Here is a 25,907-nt window from a genome sequence, read left to right as displayed (position 1 = left end):
AGCCGACGAGGTGCTTGACCGTGCACGAGAGGTTCGATCTGCTTCACACCCACCCCGGAGGCTAGCGATCAGGGCGCGCTCGCGTAGCGAGCGGCATGGCGCGCGCCTTGAGACCTTTGGTGCGGCTCACAACGCGGCAGCCTCGTCGCTTTGTCGAGGTGGCGCGGTCGGATTGGCGTGAATTTGTCGAACGCGAGCGGACCTAGGAGGACGCCTTGCGCTTGTTGTTCAACGAGTCGAACAAAACAGCGAGGAAGATGACGGCTCCCTGGATGAACTGGACCCAGAAGGGCTCCACGTTGTGGAGCGTCAGCCCGTTGTTGATGACACCGATCAACAAAACGCCGAGGATGGTCCCCATCATCGAACCACGGCCGCCGAACAGGGACGCGCCGCCGATCACTACGGCTGCGATGGCGTTCAACTCGAGGCCGTTCGCCGCGATGGGCTGCGCCGAGTCAAGCCGACCCGTCAGGATGATGCCGCCAAGGCCGGCAAGGGCGCCCGATATCGTATAGACCGACAGCAGCGTCCGTCTTACCGGGATACCGGTCATGACGGCAGCCTCGCGATTGCCGCCGACCGAATAAACTTCGCTGCCGAAGACGGTCTTTCTGAGCACGAAGGCCCCGATGCCGAGGGCCAACACCGAGATAAGACCGGCGATCGGAAAGAAGCCGATGAGACCGCCCCCGATCGCGTCGAAAGCGTCGTCGAAGCCGAAGATCGTGGCGCCTTTCGGGAGAATGAAGGCAAGGCCACGCGCCATGGCCATGGAGGCGAGCGTGACGATGAACGGATTCATACCGAGCAGCGTCACGGCCATGCCGTTGAAGAGGCCGCATCCCGCTCCGGTCAGAACCCCGATCACGACGGCCAACGGCACCGGCACATGGGCCTGGAGCGCCATGGCGGCCACGATGCCGGATAGAGCCACAACGGAACCGGACGACAGATCGATGCCGCCCGTGATGATGACGAATGTCTGCCCGCAAGCCACGAGCGCGATCAGCGACGTTGCGACCAGGATCGCCATCAGATTGGCGGTCGACAGGAACGAGGCGGTCGACAGGCTAAGGTAGAGCACGATCGCCAGAAACACGCCCAGGACCGTCAGGTCGCTGACATCGGTCTTGAGCCATCGCCGCGTGGCCGGTGTCTTGGTGTCGACGCGCGCCGCAGTGTCGTTGGTGGTCATAAGGTTATCCGATGGCCGCGAGAGACATGATGCGATCCTGGCTGAACTCCTCGCGGCTGACCTCGCCGGCAAATCGTCCTGCCCGCAGCACACCGATGCGGTCGCAAAGCCCCAGAAGTTCGAGCAGGTCCGACGACACGATGAGGATGGCGGCCCCTTTGGCTGCGAGATCGCCGATGAGCGTATAGACCTCCACCTTCGCGCCGACATCGACGCCGCGTGTCGGTTCGTCGAGCATGAAGACGCGCGGCCCCACGCTGATGGCGCGAGCCAGCACGACTTTTTGCTGGTTGCCGCCGGAGAGACGGCGCACCTCCTGGTCGGCCGAACTCGTGCGGATCCGCAAGGAGCGGATCGACTTATCGGCCAATATGCCGATGGCCCGGGCCGACAGAACGCCCCAGCGCGACAGCGCATTGAGCGTCGACATGGCGAGGTTGCGCCGGATCGAGAAAGGCAGAACGAGCCCTTCGAGCTTCCGGTCTTCGGGCGTCAGCACCACGCCTTGCCGCAGGGAGGAGCGCGGCGATTGGGGCCGGTAGGGCTCCCCCGCAACCTCGATGTTGCCGCTGGTCAGCGGCAACACGCCGAAGATCGTCTTCAGCACTTCGGTGCGTCCGGCCCCGACGAGGCCCGCGAGCCCGTAGATCTCACCAGCCCTGACCTCGAACGACACGCCGCTGAACCGCCCCTTGCTGGCCAAGTCTTTGACGTCCAGCATGACAGCACCAAGCGCAATCGACTGCTTGGGGACGAATTTGTCGATCGGTCGGTTCACCATGGCCTGAACCATGGTGGCCTCGGTCCAATCCAGCGTCGGCCGATCCTCGACGCTACGTCCGTCGCGCATCACGGCGATGCGGTCGCAGATCGCGAAGACCTCGTCGAGATGATGACTGATGAAGATGATGCCGACGCCGTCGGACTTCAGCGCCTTGATGGTTGCCATCAGAAAGGTGACCTCGTGCCCAGTCAGGGTCGCGGTCGGCTCGTCCATCACGATAATGCGGGCTTTCTGCGAGAGCGCCCGTCCGATTTCAACGAGTTGCCGCTGCGCGAGCGACAAGGTGCGAATGCGCGCGTTTGGAGCGATCTCGAGCCCGACGCGTTTCAGCACGACCTGCGTATTGCGCATCAACCGGCGTCGGCTGATCGTCCCGACCAGGGTCCTCGGCAACACACCCGCGAAGATGTTTTCCGCAACGGTGCGGTCGGGAAACAGGCTCAACTCCTGATGCACCACCTTGATGCCCGCCGCCAAAGCGTCCCGCGGACTATGCGGCTCGAAGGCGACGCCATCGAGCCGGATCGTCCCGGCATCCGGCCGGTGGACTCCGGCCAGAATTTTCATCAGCGTGGATTTCCCGGCGCCATTTTCACCGACGACGCCGAGCACTTCGCCGCGCCCCAATGTCAGCGCGACGTCGCTGAGAACCTCGACCCCGAGAAACGCTTTGGAGACGCCTTGCATGTCGAGCAGACGTGCCATCGGGGCGGCAATCGTCGCGGGCGCGATCAGACCGCCTCGCCCCACAGGCCATAGGTTTTAACCTCGGGGCTGTCGATATTGTCCTTGGTGATCAGGATATGGGGCCAGAACTCGTGTGGGGGGATCGCTGCCTTGTCGCCATTGTAGAATTGATCGACGAATTTCACCGATTGCGACGCCATGGTGAGCGGGTTCTGCGACAAGGTCGCGTCCATGTCGCCCTTGCGGATGGCCGTCAGCGCCTGCCGGGTTCCATCGATGCCGATGATGATGATGTGCTTGGGATCGCCGATCGGCATGTTGCGGCTGGCTTGCCGCACAGCGCGCAAGGCGCCGACCGCATTATCGTCATTGCCATTGAACACGGCATCGATCTGCTGGTTCGCGGCCATGATCTGGCTCATAAGATTGAAGGACTTCTCCTGATCGAATTGGCCTTCCTGTCGGGCCACGAGTTTGAGACCCGGATTGTCGGCCGCGATCTTATTGAATTCGTCCATGAAGCCCTTGTCGCGATCATCACCCGCCGTGGTGCCGATCAAGCCGACGAGATCGACGACGTTGCCTTGGATCTTGCCGTAACGCTTCTGCAATTGAGCGACGATGTAGCGGGCGCCCTCGCGGCCCATGGCGACGTTGTCGGTCTCGAGGAAATTCGTCTGGCAGTCGCCGCAGCCGGCCCCGCGATCAAGCGTGAAGACCGGGATCTTCTTCTTGTCGGCTTGAAGCACGACCGGAACGATCGCGTTTGCATTGATTGGGTTGAGGATCAGCGCATCGACGCCCTGGTTGATGAGGTCGACAACCATGCTGGCCTGGGTGTTGGCATCGCCATTCGCATTGGTGTTCAGCAATGTCATGTTTGGGAATTGCTGCACGGCATCGACGACCCCCTTGGTCATGCCCTGGAAAAACGGGTTCGCCAGCGTGGAGACGTTATAGCCGATCTTAAGCGGTTTACCTGCGGCGGCCCGTGCGACGCTCGGCAGAAAGCTCGTCACCGTCAGAATGCCGACGGATTTCAACAGGTCTCTTCTGTCCATGTTTCCCCCAAGATCGGCTCATTGCTTGTTGTGTAGCCTTAATGCCGAGACTGTCCTTCCGACGATCGCGCTGTCAAGCCAAATGGCAGCGCCATCATCTGCGGAACCGAGCGCGCCGGCAGCAGAAAACAAAATGCCGTCTCGTTTTCCCGAGCGTGCGCGTCGTATGGTTGTTACGAACCGGGATCACGTTCATGTTTGGGGAGGGGCGCAAGACGGGGTCGCCGCCCATGCAGGGGCCGGTCCGCATCACCGAGCGACCGGCAATAGCAAACGGCAGCGGCACGTCATCCATCTCTCGTCTCGCACCGCTCGCCGCGACGATCGAAGGCTGCAAATCGCGCCGCAAACCTCCAAGTCTTCGTCACCCAATTGTGCGATCGCTGGTCCATCATCGATTGAGTTTCACCTGCGCCACCCGAGGAAGAGTTTCATGCCGATCACGAGCATTGCCGATCTCATCGTCGCAACGCTGGAGGAAGCGGGCGTCAGACGTATTTTCGGGGTCGTGGGCGACAGCCTGAATGGGCTGACCGAAGCATTGCGCCAACGCGGCACCATCGAGTGGGTGCACGTCCGTCACGAGGAGGTGGCGGCCTTCGCGGCCTCCGGCGAAGCGCAGATCACCGGCAATCTGGCGGTCTGCGCCGGCTCCTGCGGGCCTGGCAATCTGCATCTCATCAACGGCTTGTTCGATGCCCATCGCAGCCGCACCCCGGTGCTCGCCATCGCGGCCCAGATCCCCTCGTCCGAGATCGGCGGCGGCTACTTCCAGGAGACGCATCCACAAAACTTGTTTCGCGAATGCAGCCATTATTGTGAGCTGGTCTCGGACCCGCATCAGATGCCGTTCGTCCTCGAAAATGCCATTCGGTCCGCCGTCGGCCAACGCGGCGTCGGCGTGGTGGTGATCCCGGGCGACGTGTCGCTGAAGCCCGCCCCGAACAAGGCGATCTCGCCGCGCCGCAGCCTGATCCCCGCCGCTCCGATCATGCAGCCACCCGCCGCCGATATCGCGGCCCTGGCCGAGTTGCTGAACGGCGCCGAGCGCGTCACCCTGTTCTGCGGGCGCGGCTGCGCCGGTGCCCACGGCTCACTGATGCGCCTCGCCGAAACATTGAAGAGCCCAATTGTCCATGCACTCGGCGGCAAGGAATATGTCGAATATGACAACCCCTATGATGTCGGCCTGACGGGCTTCATCGGCTTTTCGTCCGGCTATGCAGCCATGCATCGGTGCGAGGTGTTGCTGATGCTCGGCACCGATTTTCCATACAAGCAGTTCCTGCCGACCGACGCCAAGATCGCACAAGTCGATATCCGGCCGGAAAACCTCGGTCGTCGCGCCAAGCTCGAGCTTGGGCTTGTGGGCGACGTGGACGCGACCATCACGGCGTTGCTTCCGAGCTTGCGGGTCAAGACGGAGCGGCTCCACCTCGACGACGCGCTGACCCGCTACAAGAGCGCGCGTGAGGGGCTCGACGATCTCGCCAAAGGGACGCCGGGACGTAAGCCGATCCACCCGCAATATCTCGCGAAGGTGGTCAGCGATGCGGCGAGCGAGGATGCCGTGTTCACGTTCGATGTCGGCACCCCGACCATTTGGGCGGCGCGCTATCTTGCCATGAATGGCAAGCGGCGCCTGATCGGCTCGCTGGTGCATGGCTCGATGGCCAATGCCATGGCACAAGGCATCGGCATTCAGGCGGCCCAACCTGGACGGCAGGTGATCTCGCTGTCGGGCGACGGCGGTTTCACGATGCTGATGGGCGATCTCATCACCCTAACCCAGGCCAAGCTTCCGCTGAAGGTCGTGATCTTCAGTAATGGCGTGCTCGGCTTCGTGGCGCTGGAGATGAAGGCAGCGGGTCTGGTCGATATCGGCGTCGATCTTCAGAACCCGGATTTCGCCGCCATGGCTCGCGCCATGGGCATCCACGCGATCCGAGTCGAGGACCCGGGCGACCTGCCCGACGCGATCCAGACCATTCTGGCGCACGACGGCCCAGCCCTGCTCGACGTCGTGACGGCGACGAACGAACTCTCGATGCCGCCGACCATCGGCCTCGACGAGGTCAAAGGTTTCAGCCTGTGGATGCTGCGTGCCGTGATGAGCGGGCGCGGCGATCAGGTCATCGACCTCGCCAAGACGAACCTGCTTCCGCGCTAAGCGGCCCGCACTCACCCAGGAGTATGACACCATGCCAACCATCACGACACAGGACGGAACGTCGATCTTCTACCGGGATTTCGGGGCCGGCCAACCGGTGGTGTTCAGCCACGGCTGGCCGCTGAGTTCGGACGCCTTTGAGGATCAGATGTTGTTCCTCGCGGACCACGGCTTCCGCTGCATCGCGCATGACCGCCGCGGTCATGGCCGCTCGAGCCAGCCCTGGATCGGCAACGACATGGACACCTATGCGTCCGATCTCGACGAACTGGTGACGCAATTGGGCCTCACCGACGCGATCCATGTCGGCCATTCGACGGGCGGCGGCGAGGCGGCCCGCTACGTGGCCCGGCACGGAAAAGGGCGCGTTGCCAAACTCGTCCTGATCAGCGCCGTGCCCCCCATCATGGTCTCGACCGAAGCGTTTCCGGGCGGCTTGCCGCTGTCGGCCTTCGACGGCATCCGCGATGGCGTCGTGACCGACCGCTCGCAATTTTTCAAGGATCTCTCGGCGCCCTTCTATGGCGCCAATCGCGAGGGGTCCAAGGTCAGCCAGGGCTTGCGGGACTCCTTCTGGCTGCAAGGCATGATGGCCGGCATCAAGGCCGAATATGATTGTATCAAGGCCTTTTCGGAAACGGACCAGACTGATGACCTGAAGGCCATCGACGTCCCGACGCTGATCCTGCAGGGCGACGACGACCAGATCGTGCCGATGGAGCATGCGAGCAAGCTGCAAGCCAAATTAATCAAGGGGGCCACCCTGAAGATCTATCCCGGCGCCCCGCACGGCATGTGCTCGACCCACAAACACGAGGTCAGCGCCGACATTCTGGCCTTCGCTAAGGCCTAACATCAAAGCTTGCGGCAAGGCTCGTTGAGTCTGCCGCCAGTGGCGTCACAGTATTGTCACCCATTATGCCGCACTTGAATGCACATTGGTGCGGCACATAACAGCGTTTCGAACGTTACTGGCGGCTTCAGTCGGCCGCCTTGACTTCGGAGCGCTTTGAATGACCGGCGCGCTGCTGTCTTCGACATGCGGCAGAAGGTTAAATGGGGATGTTATGGCTGATTCCACTCACGATATCGTTGACACCGCGATTGCGGCCGGCTCGTTCACGACCCTCGTTGCGGCCGTCCAGGCTGCCGGGCTCGTCGAGACCTTGAAGGGCGCTGGCCCTTTCACCGTTTTCGCACCCACCGATGATGCCTTCAAGGCCCTGCCGGCCGGCACCGTCGAGACGCTGATCAAGCCGGAGAACAAAGACCAGCTCGTCAAGATCCTGACGCTGCACGTCCTCCCCGGCAAGGTGATGGCGGCGGACGTGACCGGCAAGACCATGTCGCCGAAGTCGGTCGGCGGCGAAGAGCTTCACGTCGATGGGACCAATGGCGTAACCGTCAGCGGCGCCAAGGTCGTCTCGGCCGACATCGCCTGCTCGAACGGCGTGATTCACGTCATCGACAAGGTCATTCTGCCGAAGGGCTGATTTTACCGTCGATCCACTCGAACGAAAGGCGGGCGATTGCTCGCCTTTCACCCCATCTTTTATGCCTGCGGAAACCCAAACGGAACGCAGATCGACAGCAGAGCCGGATTGACGCGGTGTGGCGTCCGCCCGATCATGATGCCTCAGGTTTTTCGACGATTCGGTCGTCGGTTCATGGGGTGATCATGTCAGCACCGACACCCTCTTCGGCGAGGTCCGTCATCGGGCCGCTTGTACTGATCGCGGCCGTCGTGGCCGGGGGCGCGGCAGCTTTCGCCTTTACGGCCGGTTGGTTCTCACCGCAGCGGCTGACCCCCGTAAAACTGGTGGATGCGCTGGCGCCTCCAACCGGCCCTGCCCTCGGCCATCGTCGCAATCACGCCAAAGGCATCTGCTTCACGGGCGCCTTTGAGGCCAATGGCGCTGGATCGGCACTGTCGACCGCACAGGTCTTCGCGTCCGGCCGTTCTCCCGTCGTGGGCCGCTTCAACCTCGGCACACCCGACCCGAAGGTCGTGGACGCCACAGTGCGGGTGCGCGGCATCAGCCTCCGCATCATGCCGCCGGGCGGTCAGGAATGGCGCACCGCCATGATCGACCTGCCGTTCTTTCCGGTCGCGACGCCGCAAGCCTTCTACGAACTCTTGACGGCCTCTGCCAGCAAGGCCCCGGACGCGATGAAGAGCTTCGCGGCGGCTCATCCGGAGATCGGTGCCTTCGGCGCCTGGGCGGGCACCGCGCCTTTCACGGCGAGCTACGCGGAAGAGCGCTACAACAGCCTGAACAGCTTTCTGTTCACAGATGCGTCCGGCACCGACCATGCCGTGCGCTGGTCCTTGCTTCCGGCGGCGCAACCAACCTTCCTGTCCGTCGCGGACCTCACGGCGCGCGGCCCTGACGTGCTCGAGCAGGACATCATCGATAGAGTCGGTAAAGGTCCGCAGACATGGACCATGACGGTCACGGCCGCCAATTCCGGGGACCCGACGGCCGATCCGAGCAAGGCTTGGCCCGACGATCGCAAGACCGTGCAGGTCGGAACCCTCACGGTTAATAAAATCGAGCCCGAGGCGGACGGGCCATGCCGTGACATCAACTTCGACCCAACGGTTGTGCCATCCGGCATCAAACTTTCTGACGATCCGTTCCCGTCTGCGCGATCGGCCGCTTATGCGGTGTCGTTCGACCGGCGCACGGCCGAAGCCAAGGATTACCCGCGCGTCGCGACGGAGGCCAAGCCATGACGGTGGACCGCACCCACTTCACGCCGCTCCAGCGAGGGCTGCATTGGCTGATGGCCCTCTGCATCCTCGCCATGCTGTTCATCGGCGTCGGCATGGTCTCGACCATCACGCAAAGTTACGTCACGCTCGTTTCGATCCATAAGCCGCTCGGTATCGCCATCCTGGTTCTGGCACTCATTCGCCTCGTCGTGCGGCTGCGCTATGGCGCGCCGGCGCTGCCGGCCGATCTGCCGATCCCGATGAAGCTCGCGGCCAAACTCTCGCATTACGCCTTCTACGCGCTGATGCTCGCCATGCCGTTGCTCGGCTGGGGCATGCTGTCAGCGGCCGCCTACCCGATCGTGATGTTCGGCGGCGTGACGCTGCCGCCGATCCTGCCCCAAAGCGATAGCTTGCATACGCTCCTGTGGAACGCGCATTTCTATCTCGCCTTCGCGTTTTTCGCTCTGATCCTGCTGCATGTCGCAGCGGCTCTGTTCCACGCGCTGATCCGGCGCGACGGCGTTTTCGAGGCCATGGCGCCGGTTCCGAGCCACGATCAGGATCTCGCGCCAGCCGAGTGATCGGCTGCGTCGATCACGGACGCGTGTCAGTGAGCCGAACCGATGCCGTTCAGCGCAGCGAGCGCGTCGTCCGGCAGCATCAAGGCCGCTGAAGCGAGATTGTCACGCAAATGCGCGGATGAGGACGTGCCTGGGATGAGCAAAACGTTGGGGGCGCGCCGCAACAGCCAAGCCAGCGCGACCTGCATCGGCGTGGCGTGGAGGCGCGTCGCGACCTCGGACAAGGTCGCCGACTGCAGGGGACTGAACCCGCCTAAGGGGAAGAACGGAACATAGGCAATCCCATCCGCCGCAAGGGCGTCGAGCAGCGCATCGTCGGCGCGATGCGCAAGATTATACTGGTTTTGCACGCAGACGATCTCGGCGATCCCGCGCGCCTCACGAACCTGGGTCGCGGTCACGTTGCTCAGGCCGATCGCCCGCACCCGACCTTGCCGCTGCAAATCGACCAGCACCTTCAGCGGTTCCGCGATCGACCCTTCCGCCGGGCCATGGGGATCGAGCATGATGCGGAGATTGACGACGTCGAGCACCTCCACACCGAGATTCTGCAGATTGTCGTCGACGGCACGCACGAGATCGTCCGCCGCATAGGCCGGGAGCCATGATGCATCGTCGCCCCGCCGTGCCCCAACCTTCGTCACGATCACGAGATCGCTCGAATAGGGCGCCAACGCCTCGCGGATGAGCTGGTTGGTGACGTGCGGCCCATAAAAGTCGCTGGTATCGATATGGTCGACGCCGGCCGCGACGGCTTCGCGGAGAACCGCGACCGCCGCCTCCGGATCGCGAGGCGGCCCGAACACCTTGGGACCCGCGAGTTGCATCGCCCCATAGCCCATCCGCTTTACGCTGCGGTTGCCAAGATTGTAGGTACCAGCGCGATCGATCGTCTGCATGTGCGTCTCCTTCATTGACCAAAGCTAACCATCGTATGCCGATCCGATAATCGGGCTGGATCAGGACGGGCTGTTCGGCTCAGCGAACAATCAAGGCGTTAGGAACCGTCTCGATGCCCGGACAGGAGAACTTACCCGCTCCGGCTTAGGGTGATCCGCGTCAACTCGGATGGGCGACCCAACCGCAGGGCAAAACCGGCCCATAAAGCGGTGCCGTTATTCACGTAGAGCGTCATCCCCTCCGCATCATAGCGGCCCGAGACGAAACCACCATTCGGCTTGGCGAACAGCCTGTCGAGGCCACGAATCATCCCGCCATGGGTATGGCCGGACAATTGTAATGCCACACCGCGCGCGGCGGCGGCCCGCGCGTTCCTTGGCTGGTGATCGAGCAGAACGATCGGTGCCCCGATCGGGACATGATCGAGGGCGGCCATCAGGTCCGGTGCAGGATGGCCCGTCTCAGAGGCCGAAAGGTCGGTCACGCCGGCGATCACCAGTGAGCGGCCGTCCCGCTCGATGACCGTGTGAGCGTTGGCCAAAGGCCGCATCCCCATCTCGGTGAAGTGCCGCATCCAGGCGTCATAGCCGAAGAAATATTCGTGATTTCCGGGAATGAAATAGACCCCGTCCGGCGCATGCAGGGTTCTCAGCGGCTCCACGTCGTCGCGCCGCGCCGCGATGGTGCCATCGATAAAGTCACCCGTCACCACGATCAGGTCGACAGCCAGCGCATTGGACCGTTCGACGACCGCGCGCGTCCAGGCTTGTGGGAACAACCTGCTGATATGGAGGTCGGTCAGTTGCAGCAGCCTGTAACCGTCGAACTGCGGCGGCAAGTCGCGAAGTCCGATCTCGACATCCTTCAAGGGTGGCACGCGGATCGCCTCAGCGACACCAATGGCCGCCAGAACGGCGGCGAGGGTGGCGATCCCGTAGCGGACGATGTCCGGCACGACAACGCTGCCTCCCCACACCAGCATTGCGATCAGCGTTCCCGCATCGAGCGCCAGTTGGAACAAGGCGAGCAGCAGGATCGCGCCAGATGCCCAATTGAACAGGATGACGATCGGGCGGGGAAACTCAGGCGAAAAAACCGACCCCGACGAGAGCCGGCTCCACAGCAGATATTGGGACGCGACGAGCAGCAAAACGGTTGCGCCGGCTTTGACCAGGAGCGGAATGTGAAGGGGCCACAGAAACCGCCCGATCACCAGCAGGCTCGGCACGCTAAAGATGATGTGGAAAATCAAGATCTCTCCAATGGCGATGGACGGTCCTCGCGCTGCTCAGGTCGTGACGCGTCCACGGTTCATCCACGCTCCTTAGCATGGTGACGGCGTGCAGAGGCGAGCAAGCAGCCCGGATCTCGCCCAAAGGGTGGTCGCATCGCAGAGCGCGGTCATCTCGGGTCTCTCACGGCGTCATGGCGATCGCTTGTCTTCGCCGCACCACTGCCCGATGATGCGGGCAATCCCGAATGGGAATGCGACCAACAGGGAGGGTTCGGCGTGGATGTCGCGATCGCCTATAATCCGCTCCTCGTCCTACTCTCGATCGCGATCGCGGTTCAGGCGAGTTATGTCGGACTGAGGCTGACGATCCAGGTTGCGGACGCAAAGGGTCTGCACAGACGTCTCTTGCTCGTCGGCGCGTCATTGTCACTCGCGATGGGCATTTGGGGCATGCATTTCGTCGGCATGCTCGCCATCGCGCTTCCGGTCGGCACCACCTATCAGGTGCTTCCGACGCTCATGTCTTTTCTGCTTTGTGTTCTCGTGGTCGGGTTCGCGATCGTTGGCGCGAGTCTCTGGCCAACGTCGTTTCGCACCTTGGCCTGCACAGCATCGGTCATGGGCGTCGGGATCGCGACGATGCACTACATCGGCATGATGGCGCTGCACGACAGCTTGCATATGGTGCACGATCGCAGGTTTGTCGTCGCCAGCCTCTTGGCCGCCGTGCTGGCGTCGGCGGCCGCGCTGTGGCTCGCCACGATGGCACGGCGCAGGCCGTCGCTGATCGTCTGCGCGATCGTGCTCGGGCTGGCCATTTCCAGCATGCACTACATCGCGATGGCTGGCACCACGATCCACCAGATGGGCCATATCGACAATCCGGGAGAGCCCAGCCTGTCATCGGGTCTTATGGCGATCGTTGTCGCTGTGGTGGCCTTCATCGTATCGGCCGGCTTCTTTCTCACGCTGGTTCCCGAACCGCGGGCCTTTACGGTTCCGTCCAAAGCGGAGATGCACCCGCATGCCGCCACTCCCCTGACGGAAGCGATGGCGGCCGCCGACGCGACACCTTCGTCGCAACCTCTCCCGCCTGCTGAACCGGAGCACGACCCCGATGCCGTGCCGGACCTTGGACCGAAGCAGATTCCCGTCGAGCGCGACGGCGCGCGCATCATGTTGCCACCGCATGATGTCTATGCGGTGCGCGCCAACGCGCATTATTGCTCGATCTATAACGGTCGCGAGGAGTTGTTCTGCTCATTGTCGATCAGCGACGTCGAAGCGTGCCTCGGCGGCACCCCGTTCGTACGGGTGCACCGCAGCCACATCGTCAATCTCGATCGGGTCGTCGCGGTCCGCAAGATTGCGGATGGTGGCTTTGCCGATTTATCCGGCCACCCCAAGCTTTCGATCCCGATCAGCCGCACCAAGATCAACGCGATCCGCGACTGCGTCACCAGCCGCCACCCCTCGGCATCCGTCGTGCGCACGACGCTTTAGTGACTGAAATCGCTGGATAAATTACGATGAAGGGCGGCCGCATTTCGTGCGGATCGGCACGCGTTTCGTGCAAAAACCGTGCGACTCATGCCTTTGAGCTTGCTCCTCGGCATGCCCTCCACGACCCTGGTTTCAATGGCGGAAACAGCCAGCGTCGAGGAAACACACGGAGGGGAATATATGATTCCCGGTCCTTTCGAATATCACCGCCCTCAGTCCATCAGCGAGGCGGTCGCGCTTCTCGCCAGTCTCGGCGATGACGCTTATCCCCTGGCTGGGGGCCACAGCATCATTCCCCTGATGAAGACCCGACTGGCCGTGCCGGATCATCTCGTCGATCTCGGCGGGCTCGCAGATCTCAAATTCATTCGCCGCGAAATGGATCACATCGTCGTCGGGGCCATGACGACGCAGCAGGATCTGATCGTCTCGGCTTTACTGCGTGATCTTATCCCACTCGTTGGGGAAACGGCTGTCACGATCGCCGATCCACAAATTCGTGCGATGGGAACACTGGGCGGCAACGTCGCCAACGGCGACCCGGGCAACGACATGCCGGCCCTCATGCAATGTCTCGGAGCCGATTATCTGCTGACCGGCCCCGACGGCGATCGCAGCGTCGCGGCCCGCGACTTCTATCACGACGCTTATGACACGGCGCGGTTGCCCGGCGAGATCGTCACGGCCATCCGGATACCGATCCCACCGGCCGGCCATGGCTCCGCCTATGAGAAGCTCAAGCGCAAGGTCGGCGACTATGCGACGGCGGCCGCCGCCGTGGTGCTGACCCTCGAGGGTGGTGTCTGCAAGACCTGCTCGATCGGCCTCACCAATGTGGCGAGCACACCTTTGTGGGCAGAGGATGCCGCCCGGGCTCTGGTCGGCACGACGCTCGACAAAGCGGCCCTCGAGAAGGCGATCGAGGCCGCCGAGGCCATTACCAGCCCGGCGCATGATAGCCGAGGTCCCGTCGAATATCGAACCAAGATGGCCGGCGTCATGGTCCGGCGTGCCGTCGAACGGGCCCACGCCCGCGCCACGGCTTGAGCGGAGAGCGCGCCATGCCCAAGACACACGTGACGATGACGATCAACCGGCAGGACATCGAGGCGCTGGTCGAGCCACGGACGCTGCTGATCCACTTTCTCCGCGAGAGCCAATTGCTGACCGGCGCGCATATCGGCTGCGACACGAGCCATTGCGGCGCCTGCACGGTCGAGATGAATGGCCTCTCGGTGAAATCCTGTACGGTTTTTGCCGTGCAGGCGAATGGCGCTGAGATCACGACCATCGAGGGGATGGCCGGACAGGACGGCTCGCTGCACGTCCTGCAAGACGCCTTTCGCGAGATGCACGGGCTGCAATGCGGCTTCTGCACGCCCGGCATGATCATGCGGGCGCATCGCCTTCTCCAGGAAAACCCGGACCCGACCGAAGAGGAAATCCGGTGGGGGATCTCGGGCAATCTCTGCCGCTGCACGGGCTATCAGAACATCGTCAAGGCCATCCAATATGCCGCCGCCAAGATCAACGGCGTGAGCTTTCAAGAGGCCGCCGAATGAACGACATGACCCCCACACAGGCCGAGCGCGCCGAAAAACTCCAGGGGATGGGGTGCCGGCGTAAACGCGTCGAAGACGTTCGCTTCACGCAGGGCAGAGGCAGCTACGTCGACGATCTCAAACTGCCCCACATGGTCTTTGGCGATTTCGTCCGCTCGCCGCACGCGCATGCCCGGATCGTCAAGATCGATGCGAGCAAAGCGCTCGCGATGAAGGGCGTGCGTGCCGTGCTGACGGCCGCAGACCTGAAGCCGCTGAAGCTGCATTACATGCCGACGCTGGCGGGCGACGTCGCGGCCGTGCTGGCCGACGAGAAAGTGCTGTTCCAGAACCAGGAAGTCGCTTTCGTGGTGGCCGACGACCGCTACATCGCGGCCGATGCCGTCAACCTCGTCGAGGTTGAATATGAGGCCCTCCCGGTCCTGGTCGATCCGTTCAAGGCCATGGCGCCGGATGCGCCCGTCCTCCGCGAAGACATCATGCATAATCTTGTGGGCGCACACGGCGCTCGCAAGCACGTCAACCACGTCTTCAATTGGCAGATGGGCGACCAGACCGCGACCGACGCCGTGTTCCAGCAAGCCGACGTGACCATCAAGGAGATGATCTCCTATCATCGCACACACCCCTCGCCGCTGGAGACATGCCAGTGCGTCGCCTCGATGGACAAGATCAAGGGTGAATTGTCGCTGTGGGGCACGTTCCAAGCCCCCCACGTCGTCCGCACGGTCGTGTCGCTGTTGTCCGGCATCCCGGAGCACAAGGTGCATGTCATCGCGCCCGACATCGGTGGCGGCTTCGGCAATAAGGTGGGCGTCTATCCCGGTTATGTTTGCGCCATCGTGGCGTCGATCGTCCTCGGTATTCCGGTCAAGTGGGTCGAGGACCGGATGGAAAACCTGTCCTCGACATCCTTCGCCCGCGACTACCATATGACGACCGAGATCGCGGCCGCGCGGGACGGCAAGGTGCTGGCCTTGCGGGTTCACGTTCTGGCTGATCATGGCGCCTTCGACGCCTGCGCCGACCCGACGAAGTGGCCCGCGGGCTTCATGAATATTGTGACGGGATCATACGATTTCCCGGTGGCCCATCTCGAGGTCGACGGCGTTTACACCAACAAGGCGCCGGGTGGCGTCGCCTATCGCTGCTCGTTCCGTGTGACGGAAGCCGCCTATTGCATCGAGCGGGCGATGGATTGCCTCGCCCAGAAGCTCGGCATGGACTCGGCCGACCTTCGGCTGCGAAATTTCATCCAGCCCGAGCAGTTTCCCTACAATTCGGCGCTCGGTTGGGAATATGACAGCGGCAACTATCCCTTCGCCATGCAGAAGGCGATGGACGCGATCGACTATCGCGGGCTGCGGGCCGAACAGGCCGAAAAACAGGCGGCGTTCCAGCGCGGTGAAACGCGCGAGCTGATGGGCATCGGTATCTCGTTCTTCACCGAGATCGTCGGCGCCGGCCCCTCGCGCAACTGCGACATCCTCGGGGTCGGCATGTTCGATTCAGCCGAGATCCGCATCCATCCAACCGGCAGCATCATTGCGCGCATGGGAACCAAGAGCCAGGGCCAGGGGCACGAGACGACCTATGCTCAGGTGATCGCCTCTGAACTCGGTATTCCGGCCGACGACATCATGATCGAGGAAGGCAACACCGATACGGCACCCTATGGGCTCGGCTCCTACGGGTCGCGCTCGACGCCGGTCGCCGGCGCCGCCACGGCACTCGCGGCGCGCAAGATCAAGGCGAAGGCGCAGATGATTGCGGCCCACCTGCTCGAAGTCTCCGATTACGACGTCGAGTGGAATATCGATCGTTTTGAGGTCAAGGGACTGCCCGAAAAGTTCAAGACCATGAAAGAGATCGCCTGGGCGGCCTATAACAACGTGCCGGCCGGAATGGAGCCAGGGCTGGAGGCGGTGAACTACTACGATCCGCCGAACATGACTTATCCGTTCGGCGCTTATTTCTGTGTCATGGACATCGATGTCGACACCGGGGTCGCCAAGACGCGGCGCTTCTATGCGCTCGACGATTGCGGCACACGCATCAACCCGATGATCATCGAGGGGCAGGTGCATGGCGGGCTGACCGAAGCCTTCGCGATCGCGATGGGGCAGGAACTCAGCTACGACGAAACCGGCAACATCACCAACGCGTCGTTCATGGATTTCTTCATCCCAACGGCGGTCGAGACCCCAAAATGGGAGACCGACTTCACGGTTACGCCCTCGCCTCATCATCCGATCGGCGCGAAGGGCGTGGGCGAGAGCCCCAACGTCGGGGGCGTGCCGGCCTTCTCCAACGCGGTCAACGATGCTTATGCGTTCCTGAACGCCGGGCACATCCAGATGCCGCATGACAATTGGCGCCTGTGGACCGTCGGGGAACGGCTCGGCCTCCATGCGTGACGCCGTGGCGGAGGGGGTGCCTCCGCCACACATATTCTCGCGAGCGACAGTCGAGTGACACCCGTGCAAACCGCAACCGCCCCACGCGACCTGATCGCCGATCAACTGGCGCGACACGGCTATATTCCGGATCAGGCTCTCGCTACGGCCTTGTGGCTGATGGACATGCTGAAGCGGCCGCTTTTGCTGGAAGGCGAAGCGGGCGTCGGCAAGACGGAGATCGGACGGGCCCTCGCGAGCCTGCACGACACCAAGCTGATCCGGCTGCAATGCTATGAGGGTCTCGACCAGAACGCAGCGCTTTATGAATGGAATTACCAGCGCCAGTTACTCGCCATCAAGGCGCGCGAAGGGGCCGAGGCCGACGGCGTCGAAGATCTTATCTTTTCGGAGCGCTATCTGCTCGAAAGACCGCTCCTGGCAGCCATCAGACAGGTCAAGCCGCCGGTTCTGCTGATCGACGAGATCGACCGGGCCGACGAGGAATTCGAGGCGTTCCTGCTGGAATTGCTCTCCGATTTCCAGGTTTCGATCCCGGAACTGGGCACGATCACGGCCACGTCGATTCCGCGCGTCGTGCTGACCTCGAACGGGACGCGCGAACTCTCCGATGCTCTGCGACGCCGGTGCCTCTATCATTATGTCGACTTTCCCGACGTCGACCGCGAGGCCCGCATTCTCGCGGCACGCCTGCCGGGGATCGATGCCAGGCTGGCCCAGCAGATCGCCAGTCTGGTCAATTCAATCCGCAAAGAGGATCTGCGGAAGGCGCCGGGCGTGGCAGAGACGCTCGACTGGGCTGCCGCTCTGATGGGCGTCGGCATCGCGCGACTGCATGACGATCCCGCCTTCGTGCATGAGAGCATGATGTGCCTCCTCAAAACGGCCGAGGACAAGAGCCGCGTGACGCGCGAGGTCACGGACCGGCTGCTCGGCAAGGTGGCCTGAGCCATGGCGAAAGCCCGACCCCTCGCCAGCGACGACCCCGGCCCCGCAATCCGCCATCGGCTGGCGGGCTTCGCGACGCTGTTGCGCCACAACGGCTTCGCGATCGGCTTGGCGGAAACGCGGGACGCGCTGCAGCTTCTCGGCACGGCTGCGGGGCAGGCATCATCCAGCGCGCGATCATCGCTTCGAGCTCTCTTTTGCGGGAGGCGATCGGACTGGGATCGGTTCGACGAGCTGTTCGCGGCCCATTGGATGCAGCGGGGCATGAAGACTGTGGTCCGTCCCCGACACGTTCCAAAGGCCGCGCCGGCGCTCTTCGGCCCGGACGCGGAGCATGACGCGCCAGGCAGCGAGACCGGGCCGGCTGACCATATCGAGCGCCTGCCCGACGATGACGGCGCCGAAACGATCGAGACCCGCTTACCGAAGCGCGATCAGGCGTCCGCCGCCGAGGCGCTGGGCAAGAAAGACTTTCGCCATATCGTGGATGCCGACGAGTTGGCCGCGACTCATGCCCTCGCCGGACGTCTCGCGCGATCGATGCGAGCGCGCATCACTCGACGCTACAGGAGCAAGGCGCGGGGCAAGCGTCTCGATCTGCGGCGCACGATCCACCGCAGCATTGGCACGGGAGGGACACCGGTCCGGCTGATCCATCGCCGCCGCAAGCCGAAGCCCCTGCGGCTGGTGATCCTGCTCGATGTGTCGGGATCCATGTCGGTCTATGCCCCCGTTTTTGTGCGTTTCATGCATGGCGTCTTGGGAGCGTTCCGGGAGGCCGAGACCTTCCTATTTCACACCCGACTGATGCATGTGACGCCCGCACTGCGCGAAAAGGATGCCGGACGAGCGGTGGGGCGACTGTCCCTGCTGGCGACGGGGGTCGGCGGCGGAACCGAGATCGGCGCCAGCCTCGCGGCATTCAACCGCTTTCATGCCCGTCGCGTGATCCATTCGCGAACCGCCATCATGATCATTTCGGACGGTTACGATACCGGCGAACCCGTGCGGCTCGCGTCCGAAATGGCCGCGCTTCGGCGGCGCTGCCGGCGTATCGCTTGGCTGAATCCGATGATCGGCTGGCGTGACTATGCCCCCGAGGCCCGCGGCATGAAGGCGGCACTGCCCTTCGTCGATCTCTTCGCGCCGGCCCATAACCTCGACAGCCTCCTGGCCATCGAGCCTTTCCTGGCGAGCCTCTAACGATGGCAGAGGACATCCTCGATCTCGTCAATGCCATGAAGGCAAGGGGCGCGACCTTCGCGCTCGCGACCGTGGTCAGAACCGTATCGGTGACGGCCGCCAAGGCGGGAGCCAAAGCCGTGATCGAGGCGGATGGGTCGATTTCGGGCGGCTGGATCGGGGGTGGTTGCGCGCGGGGCGCCGTGATCCGGGCGGCGCGCGCCGCCCTCCAGGATGGAACGCCGCGTTTGGTCAGCATCCAACCCAAGGACTTGTTGGATCATCAGCACATCGGCGCGGGCGAGGTTCGCGACGGGATCGAATTTTCCAGGAACATGTGCCCGAGCCAAGGCACCATGGACATTTTCATCGAACCGATCCTGCCACGCCCGAGTCTCGTCATCGTCGGCAGTTCGCCTGTCGGTGTGGCACTAGCAAATCTGGCGCGCCAAATCGGCTACGCCATCACGGTCTGCGCGCCGGCCGCCGAGCATGCCGCCTTTTCGACGGCAGACTATTGGAACGACGGTTTCGCTCTGCCCGACGCTGCGGACGGGGCCCGCTTCGTCGTCATCTGCACGCAGGGCAAGGGAGATGCGGCGGCTCTCGCGGCAGCGCTGCGGGCACCACCATCGGCCTATCTGGCGTTCGTCGGCTCACGCCGGAAAGCCGACGCGCTGCGGATCGAACTCGCCGAGAAGCATGGCCTGCCGGCTGACCGCCTGACCGCTTTCAAGGCCCCAGCAGGGCTCGATCTCGGTGCCATCACGCCAGACGAGATCGCCTTGTCGATCCTGGCCGAAATCACAATCACCCGGCGCCGCGGCCAGCGCGACGCCTAAACCAACTCAGCCGACAAGGGAGAGCGGTTCATGGATATGACAGGCAGCCAACGCATCGAGGCGTCTCGCGACGTGGTCTATGCGGCCCTCAATGATGTCGACATTCTGCGTCAGTGCATTCCAGGCTGCCAGGCCATCGAGAAAATGCCGGACGGAGCTTTGAAAGCCACCGTCAAGCTGAAGATCGGCCCTATGTCTGTTCAGTTTGCCGGCGCCGTGACCCTCTCCGACCTCGATCCGCCGAATGGCTATACGATCAGCGGTGAAGGGTCGGGCGGCATTGCGGGCTTCGCCAAAGGACGCGCCGCCGTCCGGCTCGAACCGGATGTCGACGCTACGCTGCTGCACTATGACGTCAAAGCCGAAATCGGTGGCAAGCTGGCGCAACTCGGGTCGCGACTGATCGACGGGACGGCCAAGAAGCTTGCCGCCGAATTTTTCGCCAAGCTCGGCGCGATCGTCGGCACCGAGACGACACCGGCTGCGCCAGCTGAGCCGGAACCAGAGCCGCAGAAAAAAGCCGGCTGGTTCAGCAAGGCCATCGGCACAGCTTCGGCTCTCGCAATTGCTGGGACTCTGCTGATACCAAGCTGCTGCCTGACGCACCACGCGATGCAGGAGCCTACGGCCTTCCCGATCTGTCACGCCGACGGCGGCATCGGGAGGACAATCGGCCTCTAGGGCCTTGCGGTGGGTCGTCGCAGCGCTCTCTCGCTGAGCATCATGGCCGAAACTTAGGCATTTTCGGTGTCGATTGCCTGTTTCATCGCATTGACACATAAGCCGAGCGTGCAATGCTAGAGCACTAGGACGGCGCAGCCGGACTTCCTTCACATCGGCCTCATCGGCCTTGGGCAATCGCGCCCCATGACGTTATCCCTCAGGATCCGCGTCATGGGGCTTTTTTTTGGGTCGGCATGGACATTCTCCGGCTTGGTCTTCTCTTTTCGACGGTGGGCGCCTATGGGGCGCTCAGCCGCGACTGCCGTGATGGAGCTGATCTCGCGGTCGCACATCTGCGCGAGGACGGCGGCCTCCCCTTCGATCTCGTGCCGGTCTTCGGCGATCCGGCGGGCTCGGCGGATCGCTACGCCACCCTCGCAAGCGCGATGATGCGAAAAGGCTGTCGTCACATCGTCGGGACGATCACGTCGCAATCGCGCAAGGATGTCATTCCGGTCGTCGAGAAGCATGACGGACAGCTCTGGTACGTCTGCCCCTACGAGGGGTTCGAAGCCAACGAGAATGTCATCTACACAGGGGCCTGTCCGAACCAGCATCTCGTCCCGCTGTTCGACTATCTGCTGCCTCGCTATGGAGCGCGGGTTTACTTGGCTGGCGCCAACTATGTCTGGGGCTGGGAAATGAACCGGCTTGCGCGCGAGATCGTCACGGAAGCGGGCGGCACCATCGTGGGCGAGCGCTGCCTCCCGATCGAGGAGACAGACGTCGGGCGATTGGTGGCCGATATCGAAGCGCGCCAACCCGATTTCATCCTGAGCAATCTGATCGGGCCTTCGAGCCAAGCATTCCTGCGGGCGATGCACGACTTGGCCGCGCGTGATCCGCGCTTTGCGGCGCATCTGTGCCCGATCGTGAGTTGCGACCTGACCGAGTGTGAATTAGGCGACATCGGGATCGGCGTCGCCGACGGGCATCTCGCCGCCGCTTCGTATTTTCACAACGTCGACACAGCAGAAAACCGTGTCTTCAAGGCTCGTGTCGCGGCCCGTTATGGCGACGAGCGGCGGATCTCGAGCTTCTTCGCCACGAGCTATGCAACTGTTCGACTTTGCGTCGAGGCGATTCTCCGCAGCGGGTCGGACGATCCGCGCGCAGTGCGCGAGGCGCTGCGCTCCGTGACCTTCGCCAGCGCGCTGGGACCGCTCACGATCGATCCCGCGACCAATCACGCGGCTCTGCCCTTTCTCCTCGGCCGTATCGCAGGCCGCGGCTTCGATATCTTCCAGACCCGCCCGAGCCTCGCGGCCGACCCCTATCTGGTCGCACGCCGCTCAACGCCGCAGCCCTCTCGCCATGGCAAGCCGACATTGCGGATCGTGTCATGAGCCCGACACCCAATTTCACCGGCCAGCGGGTCGTCATCCTGCACCGGCCTGGCGGCACGACCGAGCGCCTGATCCGCCAACTCGCGATGCTCGGCATGCGGGTTGACGTCCAATGGGCCCCGTTGAGCCAAGCCGCACCGGCGCCCGATCTTGTGATGGTCGATGCGGACGCGGGTTGGAGCGAACTGTTTCCTTGGGCGCCCGGCCATAACCCGATGCCGATGATCGCATTGCTGAGTTCGGAAGCGCCGGGCCGGATCGCCTGGGCCATCGATCAGGGCGCCCGGGCCATGATCGCCAAGCCGGTGATCGCCTCAGCGATTTTCCCCGCGCTGGTGATGGCGACGCGCTTTCATGCCGAAGCGATCGACACGGCGGCCAAGGTTGCGGACCTGCATGAGCGCATCCGCCTTCGGCCGCTGGTGTTGGCGGCCGTTCAATCGATCATGTCGATGCAAGGCTGCGATGAGGCGGCGGCCTACCGGTGCCTTCGCCAGGACGCGATGCGAAGCCGGCTGACGCTTGAACATGTCGCGGCCGCGATCCTCGCCGGCGGACGCTCACGCTCGGAGGCGTCATGAAACGCGTCCTCGTCGAACTGGTGCGTCGACCCGCCTCGCTGGTCGCCACCCTGGTGATCCTCTTCGTGGTGCTGACCGCGATCGCGGCGCCCTGGATCGCGCCCTTCTCACCCGACGACCAACCCTTCGACGGCTTGTCGATCGATGGCGCTCCCCTGCCGCCCGGCGCGCATTACTGGCTCGGCACCGACACATTGGGCCGCGATCTCCTTTCGAGGCTGCTGTTCGGCGCCCGGACCTCGTTAGTGATCGGCCTCGTGGCCAACGGGGTCGCGGTCGCGATCGGCATGATGGTCGGGATCGTGGCGGGCTATCGCGGCGGTGTCGTCGGCGGCATCCTGATGCGCTTCACCGACCTGATGATGGCGTTTCCGGCGCTCCTGCTCGCCATCGTGCTGGCGGCTCTACTTCGGCCGAGCCTGTGGATCGTCGCATTGGTGATCGCACTCGTGAACTGGGTTCAGGTCGCGCGCGTGGTCTACACGGAAACACGCGGGCTTGCCGAACGCGACTTCATCCTGGCCGAACGGTCGCTCGGGGCCGGATCGGCACGCATTCTGTTTCGGCACATCGCGCCCCATCTGATGCCGACCGCGATCGTCTATGGCACGCTCGGTATCGCCACCACGGTGCTGCTGGAGGCGACCCTCAGCTTCCTCGGCGTCGGCGTGCAGCCGCCGCAGCCCTCGTGGGGCAACATCATCTTCGAAAGCCAGAGCTACTTCCAGAGCGCACCCTGGCTCGTCTTCATTCCGGGCGCCATCATTCTGGCGACGGCGCTGTCGTTCAACCTCGTCGGCGATGCCTTGCGCGATTTCCTCGATCCGACCCAGCGGGGACGCGGCTGATGGCTCTGCTCCTGGCGCAACGGATGATGCAGGCGGTCGCGATCCTGTTCGGGGTCGCGCTCGTCACGTTTCTGTTGCTGCATTTTCTGCCGGCTGATCCGGCGGCCCTGATCGCTGGACGCAGCGCCAGCGCGCAGATGATCGCCAATGTCCGCCACCAACTGGGGCTGGATCTGCCGATCGTCCAGCAATTCTGGCATTATCTGAAGGGGTTGCTGCGCGGCGACCTCGGGCGCTCTTACATCCAGCGCAGTGAGGTCGCGGCCCTTATCGCCTCCCGCATCCCCGCCACGCTGGTCTTGATGGTCACGGGCATCCTGGTCGAGGTCTCGCTCGGTTTGCTGTTCGGGACCCTCGCGGCGCTGAAACGCAACGGGATTGCGGATCGCCTTGTGATGACGCTCGCGTTCGTCGGCGTGTCGTCCCCGCAATTCGTAGTGGCGCTGCTGCTGCTTTACGTGTTCGCCGCCACCCTCGGCTGGTTCCCGATGAGTGGCTACGGCACGCCGGCCCATGTAGTGCTTCCGGCCCTGACGCTCGGCCTGCTTGGCGCTGGTTGGTATGCCCGCATGGTGCGCTCCGCCATGATCGACGTGCTGAACCAGGATTATGTGCGAACCGCGCGGGCCAAGGGACTGTCGCAGTCTCGCGTGATCCTGCGCCACGCTTTGCCCAACGCCTTGTTGCCGGTCGTCGCCATGATCGGCATCGACGTCGGCCAGTTCATGGGCGGCGTTGTCGTGGTCGAAGCCGTTTACGGCTGGCCGGGCATCGGCCAGCTCGCATGGCAAGCCGTGCAGCAGGTCGATGTCCCCATCATCATGGGCGTCACCCTCGTCTCGTCCCTCGCCATCGTGATCGGCAACCTTCTCGCCGACTCTCTGGCTCCCGTGCTCGATCCGCGCATTCGCGGCCGATAGTTCTCAACCCCCTGGAGATGTCGATGACAATGACCTGGTTGAAGACCACCACCGCCGCGCTGGCGCTGACGACGGCGCTGGCGGTGCTGCCCGCCAAGGCTGCCGACGTGCCGGTGCAAGGCGGCACCATCATCGTGACCTACAAAGACGACATGGCCACGCTCGACCCGGCCATCGGCTACGATTGGCAGAATTGGTCGATGATCAACGGGCTGTTTTCGCGTCTCGTCGACTATAAATTCGGCACCACCGAGATCGTGCCCTCGCTCGCCGAAAGCTTCACCATCTCGCCGGATGGTCTCGTCTATACGTTCAAGCTGAACCCCAAAGCCAAGTTCACCAACGGCCGCAAGGTCGTGGCCGCCGACATCAAATATTCGATCGAGCGGGCCGTGAACCCCAAGACACAAGGTCCGGGCGGCGGCTTTTATCATTCGATCGTCGGCGCCGATAAGATGACCGATGGATCTGCGACGACGATCTCGGGCATCGAGACGCCGGATGATGCAACGGTCAAGTTCACCCTGGCGCAGGCCGACGCGACCTTCCTGAACGTGCTCGCGCTCAACTTCTCGTCCGCCGTGCCGAAAGAAGTCGTGGAGCAGGACGGCGCCGATTTCGGCAAGAAGCCGGTGGGATCCGGTGCATTCTTGCTGAAGGAATGGGTCTCAGGCCAGCGGCTCGTCTTCGCCCGGAATACGGACTACTTCCGTGAGCGACCCAATCTCGATGGCTTCACGGTCGAGATCGGCCAGGAACCGCTGGTCGCCATCCTGCGCTTGCAGAAGGGCGAAGTGGATATCGCCGGCGATGGCATCCCGCCCGCAAAATACCTTGAGATGAAGAAGTCCCCCGATGCCGCCGACATGATCGTCGATCGCGCGCAATTCGAGACGAGCTACATCACGATCAACACCACGAAGAAGCCGTTCGACGATGTGCGTGTCCGCCAGGCGCTGAACATGGCGATCAACAAGGATCGCATCATCCGCATCATTAATGGCCGCGCGACGCCGGCCTCCCAGGTTCTGCCGCCACTGATGCCGGGCTACGACGAGTCCTACAAGGGATACCCGTTCGATATCGTCAAGGCCAAGCAATTGCTGGCCGAGGCCGGACTAAAGGACGGCTTCTCGACCGAACTCTGGGCCATGAACACCGACCCGAATCCGCGGATCGCGCAGGCGATCCAACAGGATCTCGCCGCCATCGGGATCAAGGCCGAAATCAAGGCCTTGGCGCAGCCGCAGGTCATCGCGGCCGGCGGCAATAAAGACCAATCCGCGTTGACCTGGTCGGGCGGCATGGGGTGGATCGCCGACTTCCCCGACCCCTCCGATTTCTATGGGCCGATCCTCGGCTGCGGCGGCGCGGTCACCGGCGGGTGGAACTGGTCCTGGTATTGCGACAAGACGTTCGAGGATCGTGCGACGAAGGCGGATGCCATGTCGGACCCCAAGCAGCGGGATGAGCGGAGCAAGGTCTGGGCGCAGATCTTCACCGACATTCAGACGCAGGCCGCTCCATGGGTGCCGGTGTTCAACGAGCGTCGCGTCGTGGCAAAGTCCAAGCGCATGGGCGGACCCGACGAGATCTACATCGATCCGACGCGTGTGATCGACTACGAAGCGATCTACGCCAAAAACTAGCGGCCGCCGACGTCAGCGTCCCTCGATCCGGCGCTCCTTCCCCCGCCCCGAC

Annotated in this window: 23 protein-coding genes; 18 read left to right on the top strand and 5 right to left on the bottom strand. The window is 63.4% G+C overall.

Annotation, left to right across the window (positions count from 1 at the left end):
• Window positions 1-202 precede the first annotated feature (202 nt).
• The 3 genes from EY713_RS08200 to EY713_RS08190 are packed head-to-tail and all read right to left on the bottom strand — an operon-like array spanning window position 203 to window position 3,730.
• Window positions 203-1,198 carry an ABC transporter permease gene (locus tag EY713_RS08200; RefSeq protein ID WP_131114359.1) on the bottom strand — a complete coding sequence of 332 codons (996 nt, stop codon included), beginning with the start codon at window positions 1,196-1,198 and terminating at the stop codon, window positions 203-205.
• 4 nt (window positions 1,199-1,202) lie between these two features.
• On the bottom strand, window positions 1,203-2,687 hold the full coding sequence (locus EY713_RS08195; RefSeq protein ID WP_131114358.1) for a sugar ABC transporter ATP-binding protein: 1,485 nt from the start codon (window positions 2,685-2,687) through the stop codon (window positions 1,203-1,205).
• A 26-nt stretch (window positions 2,688-2,713) separates the two neighbouring features.
• On the bottom strand, window positions 2,714-3,730 hold the full coding sequence (locus EY713_RS08190; protein WP_131114357.1) for a sugar ABC transporter substrate-binding protein: 1,017 nt from the start codon (window positions 3,728-3,730) through the stop codon (window positions 2,714-2,716).
• A gap of 433 nt (window positions 3,731-4,163) precedes the next feature.
• Here EY713_RS08190 and poxB point away from each other — a divergent pair, with 433 nt between their 5' ends.
• The 5 genes from poxB (at window position 4,164) to EY713_RS08165 (ending at window position 9,200) form a co-directional block, all read left to right on the top strand.
• The gene (gene poxB / locus EY713_RS08185; protein WP_131114356.1) at window positions 4,164-5,900 is read left to right on the top strand and encodes a ubiquinone-dependent pyruvate dehydrogenase; all 1,737 of its coding nucleotides are present in this window, start codon (window positions 4,164-4,166) and stop codon (window positions 5,898-5,900) included.
• 31 nt (window positions 5,901-5,931) lie between these two features.
• Complete coding sequence (locus tag EY713_RS08180; protein ID WP_131114355.1) at window positions 5,932-6,753, top strand: alpha/beta fold hydrolase; 822 nt, start codon at window positions 5,932-5,934, stop codon at window positions 6,751-6,753.
• A gap of 214 nt (window positions 6,754-6,967) precedes the next feature.
• Window positions 6,968-7,393 carry a fasciclin domain-containing protein gene (locus tag EY713_RS08175; RefSeq protein WP_131114354.1) on the top strand — a complete coding sequence of 142 codons (426 nt, stop codon included), beginning with the start codon at window positions 6,968-6,970 and terminating at the stop codon, window positions 7,391-7,393.
• A 185-nt stretch (window positions 7,394-7,578) separates the two neighbouring features.
• A complete protein-coding gene (locus EY713_RS08170; RefSeq protein WP_131114353.1) occupies window positions 7,579-8,637 on the top strand; it encodes a catalase family peroxidase in 1,059 nt (352 codons plus the stop codon).
• Window positions 8,634-9,200 carry a cytochrome b gene (locus tag EY713_RS08165; protein ID WP_131114352.1) on the top strand — a complete coding sequence of 189 codons (567 nt, stop codon included), beginning with the start codon at window positions 8,634-8,636 and terminating at the stop codon, window positions 9,198-9,200. The genes EY713_RS08170 and EY713_RS08165 overlap by 4 nt, the downstream gene beginning before the upstream one ends.
• A gap of 26 nt (window positions 9,201-9,226) precedes the next feature.
• Here EY713_RS08165 and EY713_RS08160 read toward each other — a convergent pair whose 3' ends face one another.
• On the bottom strand, window positions 9,227-10,099 hold the full coding sequence (locus EY713_RS08160; protein ID WP_131114351.1) for an aldo/keto reductase family oxidoreductase: 873 nt from the start codon (window positions 10,097-10,099) through the stop codon (window positions 9,227-9,229).
• A gap of 131 nt (window positions 10,100-10,230) precedes the next feature.
• Window positions 10,231-11,349, bottom strand: a complete 1,119-nt coding sequence (locus tag EY713_RS08155; RefSeq protein ID WP_131119457.1) for a metallophosphoesterase — start codon at window positions 11,347-11,349, stop codon at window positions 10,231-10,233.
• A 261-nt stretch (window positions 11,350-11,610) separates the two neighbouring features.
• Between EY713_RS08155 and EY713_RS08150 the strand changes: the two genes are divergently transcribed.
• The 13 genes from EY713_RS08150 (at window position 11,611) to EY713_RS08090 (ending at window position 25,855) form a co-directional block, all read left to right on the top strand.
• A complete protein-coding gene (locus EY713_RS08150) occupies window positions 11,611-12,837 on the top strand; it encodes an MHYT domain-containing protein (RefSeq protein ID WP_131114350.1) in 1,227 nt (408 codons plus the stop codon).
• A gap of 180 nt (window positions 12,838-13,017) precedes the next feature.
• Complete coding sequence (locus EY713_RS08145; RefSeq protein WP_131114349.1) at window positions 13,018-13,884, top strand: FAD binding domain-containing protein; 867 nt, start codon at window positions 13,018-13,020, stop codon at window positions 13,882-13,884.
• Between the two features lie 14 nt (window positions 13,885-13,898).
• On the top strand, window positions 13,899-14,399 hold the full coding sequence (locus tag EY713_RS08140) for a (2Fe-2S)-binding protein (RefSeq protein WP_131114348.1): 501 nt from the start codon (window positions 13,899-13,901) through the stop codon (window positions 14,397-14,399).
• Window positions 14,396-16,816, top strand: coding sequence for an aerobic carbon-monoxide dehydrogenase large subunit (locus EY713_RS08135; protein WP_131114347.1), 2,421 nt, complete (start codon window positions 14,396-14,398; stop codon window positions 16,814-16,816). The genes EY713_RS08140 and EY713_RS08135 overlap by 4 nt, the downstream gene beginning before the upstream one ends.
• Before the next feature lie 63 nt (window positions 16,817-16,879).
• Entirely contained in the window at window positions 16,880-17,764 is an 885-nt protein-coding gene (locus tag EY713_RS08130) for an AAA family ATPase (protein ID WP_131114346.1), read from the top strand.
• A gap of 3 nt (window positions 17,765-17,767) precedes the next feature.
• On the top strand, window positions 17,768-18,967 hold the full coding sequence (locus tag EY713_RS08125; protein WP_131114345.1) for a vWA domain-containing protein: 1,200 nt from the start codon (window positions 17,768-17,770) through the stop codon (window positions 18,965-18,967).
• A 2-nt stretch (window positions 18,968-18,969) separates the two neighbouring features.
• On the top strand, window positions 18,970-19,788 hold the full coding sequence (locus tag EY713_RS08120; protein WP_131114344.1) for an XdhC family protein: 819 nt from the start codon (window positions 18,970-18,972) through the stop codon (window positions 19,786-19,788).
• Window positions 19,789-19,818: 30 nt separating this feature from the next.
• On the top strand, window positions 19,819-20,469 hold the full coding sequence (locus tag EY713_RS08115; protein WP_131114343.1) for an SRPBCC family protein: 651 nt from the start codon (window positions 19,819-19,821) through the stop codon (window positions 20,467-20,469).
• 236 nt (window positions 20,470-20,705) lie between these two features.
• Window positions 20,706-21,857: a transporter substrate-binding protein gene (locus EY713_RS08110; protein ID WP_131114342.1), complete on the top strand. Its 1,152-nt coding sequence runs from the start codon at window positions 20,706-20,708 to the stop codon at window positions 21,855-21,857.
• Window positions 21,854-22,438, top strand: a complete 585-nt coding sequence (locus EY713_RS08105; RefSeq protein WP_131114341.1) for an ANTAR domain-containing response regulator — start codon at window positions 21,854-21,856, stop codon at window positions 22,436-22,438. The genes EY713_RS08110 and EY713_RS08105 overlap by 4 nt, the downstream gene beginning before the upstream one ends.
• The gene (locus EY713_RS08100) at window positions 22,435-23,286 is read left to right on the top strand and encodes an ABC transporter permease (RefSeq protein ID WP_131114340.1); all 852 of its coding nucleotides are present in this window, start codon (window positions 22,435-22,437) and stop codon (window positions 23,284-23,286) included. The genes EY713_RS08105 and EY713_RS08100 overlap by 4 nt, the downstream gene beginning before the upstream one ends.
• Window positions 23,286-24,206, top strand: coding sequence for an ABC transporter permease (locus tag EY713_RS08095; protein WP_131114339.1), 921 nt, complete (start codon window positions 23,286-23,288; stop codon window positions 24,204-24,206). The genes EY713_RS08100 and EY713_RS08095 overlap by 1 nt, the downstream gene beginning before the upstream one ends.
• Window positions 24,207-24,229: 23 nt before the next feature.
• The gene (locus EY713_RS08090; protein WP_131114338.1) at window positions 24,230-25,855 is read left to right on the top strand and encodes an ABC transporter substrate-binding protein; all 1,626 of its coding nucleotides are present in this window, start codon (window positions 24,230-24,232) and stop codon (window positions 25,853-25,855) included.
• Window positions 25,856-25,907 lie beyond the last annotated feature (52 nt).

The organism is Lichenihabitans psoromatis, from assembly GCF_004323635.1.
Classification (GTDB): Bacteria; Pseudomonadota; Alphaproteobacteria; order Rhizobiales; family Beijerinckiaceae; genus Lichenihabitans; species Lichenihabitans psoromatis.
The sequence above is the reverse complement of the archived record's forward strand: the minus strand, read 5'-3'. Positions and strand labels throughout refer to the sequence as shown.

What these genes read in the sequence shown, in the direction of transcription:
- EY713_RS08195 (WP_131114358.1), bottom strand. Translation starts at nt 2,687, where the DNA reads ATGGCACGTCTGCTCGACATGCAAGGCGTCTCCAAAGCGTTTCTCGGG.
- EY713_RS08170 (WP_131114353.1), top strand. Translation starts at nt 7,579, where the DNA reads ATGTCAGCACCGACACCCTCTTCGGCGAGGTCCGTCATCGGGCCGCTT.
- EY713_RS08145 (WP_131114349.1), top strand. Translation starts at nt 13,018, where the DNA reads ATGATTCCCGGTCCTTTCGAATATCACCGCCCTCAGTCCATCAGCGAG.
- EY713_RS08135 (WP_131114347.1), top strand. Translation starts at nt 14,396, where the DNA reads ATGAACGACATGACCCCCACACAGGCCGAGCGCGCCGAAAAACTCCAG.
- EY713_RS08180 (WP_131114355.1), top strand. Translation starts at nt 5,932, where the DNA reads ATGCCAACCATCACGACACAGGACGGAACGTCGATCTTCTACCGGGAT.
- EY713_RS08110 (WP_131114342.1), top strand. Translation starts at nt 20,706, where the DNA reads ATGGACATTCTCCGGCTTGGTCTTCTCTTTTCGACGGTGGGCGCCTAT.
- EY713_RS08115 (WP_131114343.1), top strand. Translation starts at nt 19,819, where the DNA reads ATGGATATGACAGGCAGCCAACGCATCGAGGCGTCTCGCGACGTGGTC.
- EY713_RS08175 (WP_131114354.1), top strand. Translation starts at nt 6,968, where the DNA reads ATGGCTGATTCCACTCACGATATCGTTGACACCGCGATTGCGGCCGGC.
- poxB (WP_131114356.1), top strand. Translation starts at nt 4,164, where the DNA reads ATGCCGATCACGAGCATTGCCGATCTCATCGTCGCAACGCTGGAGGAA.
- EY713_RS08125 (WP_131114345.1), top strand. Translation starts at nt 17,768, where the DNA reads ATGGCGAAAGCCCGACCCCTCGCCAGCGACGACCCCGGCCCCGCAATC.
- EY713_RS08105 (WP_131114341.1), top strand. Translation starts at nt 21,854, where the DNA reads ATGAGCCCGACACCCAATTTCACCGGCCAGCGGGTCGTCATCCTGCAC.
- EY713_RS08140 (WP_131114348.1), top strand. Translation starts at nt 13,899, where the DNA reads ATGCCCAAGACACACGTGACGATGACGATCAACCGGCAGGACATCGAG.
- EY713_RS08200 (WP_131114359.1), bottom strand. Translation starts at nt 1,198, where the DNA reads ATGACCACCAACGACACTGCGGCGCGCGTCGACACCAAGACACCGGCC.
- EY713_RS08160 (WP_131114351.1), bottom strand. Translation starts at nt 10,099, where the DNA reads ATGCAGACGATCGATCGCGCTGGTACCTACAATCTTGGCAACCGCAGC.
- EY713_RS08190 (WP_131114357.1), bottom strand. Translation starts at nt 3,730, where the DNA reads ATGGACAGAAGAGACCTGTTGAAATCCGTCGGCATTCTGACGGTGACG.
- EY713_RS08165 (WP_131114352.1), top strand. Translation starts at nt 8,634, where the DNA reads ATGACGGTGGACCGCACCCACTTCACGCCGCTCCAGCGAGGGCTGCAT.
- EY713_RS08100 (WP_131114340.1), top strand. Translation starts at nt 22,435, where the DNA reads ATGAAACGCGTCCTCGTCGAACTGGTGCGTCGACCCGCCTCGCTGGTC.
- EY713_RS08120 (WP_131114344.1), top strand. Translation starts at nt 18,970, where the DNA reads ATGGCAGAGGACATCCTCGATCTCGTCAATGCCATGAAGGCAAGGGGC.
- EY713_RS08095 (WP_131114339.1), top strand. Translation starts at nt 23,286, where the DNA reads ATGGCTCTGCTCCTGGCGCAACGGATGATGCAGGCGGTCGCGATCCTG.
- EY713_RS08090 (WP_131114338.1), top strand. Translation starts at nt 24,230, where the DNA reads ATGACAATGACCTGGTTGAAGACCACCACCGCCGCGCTGGCGCTGACG.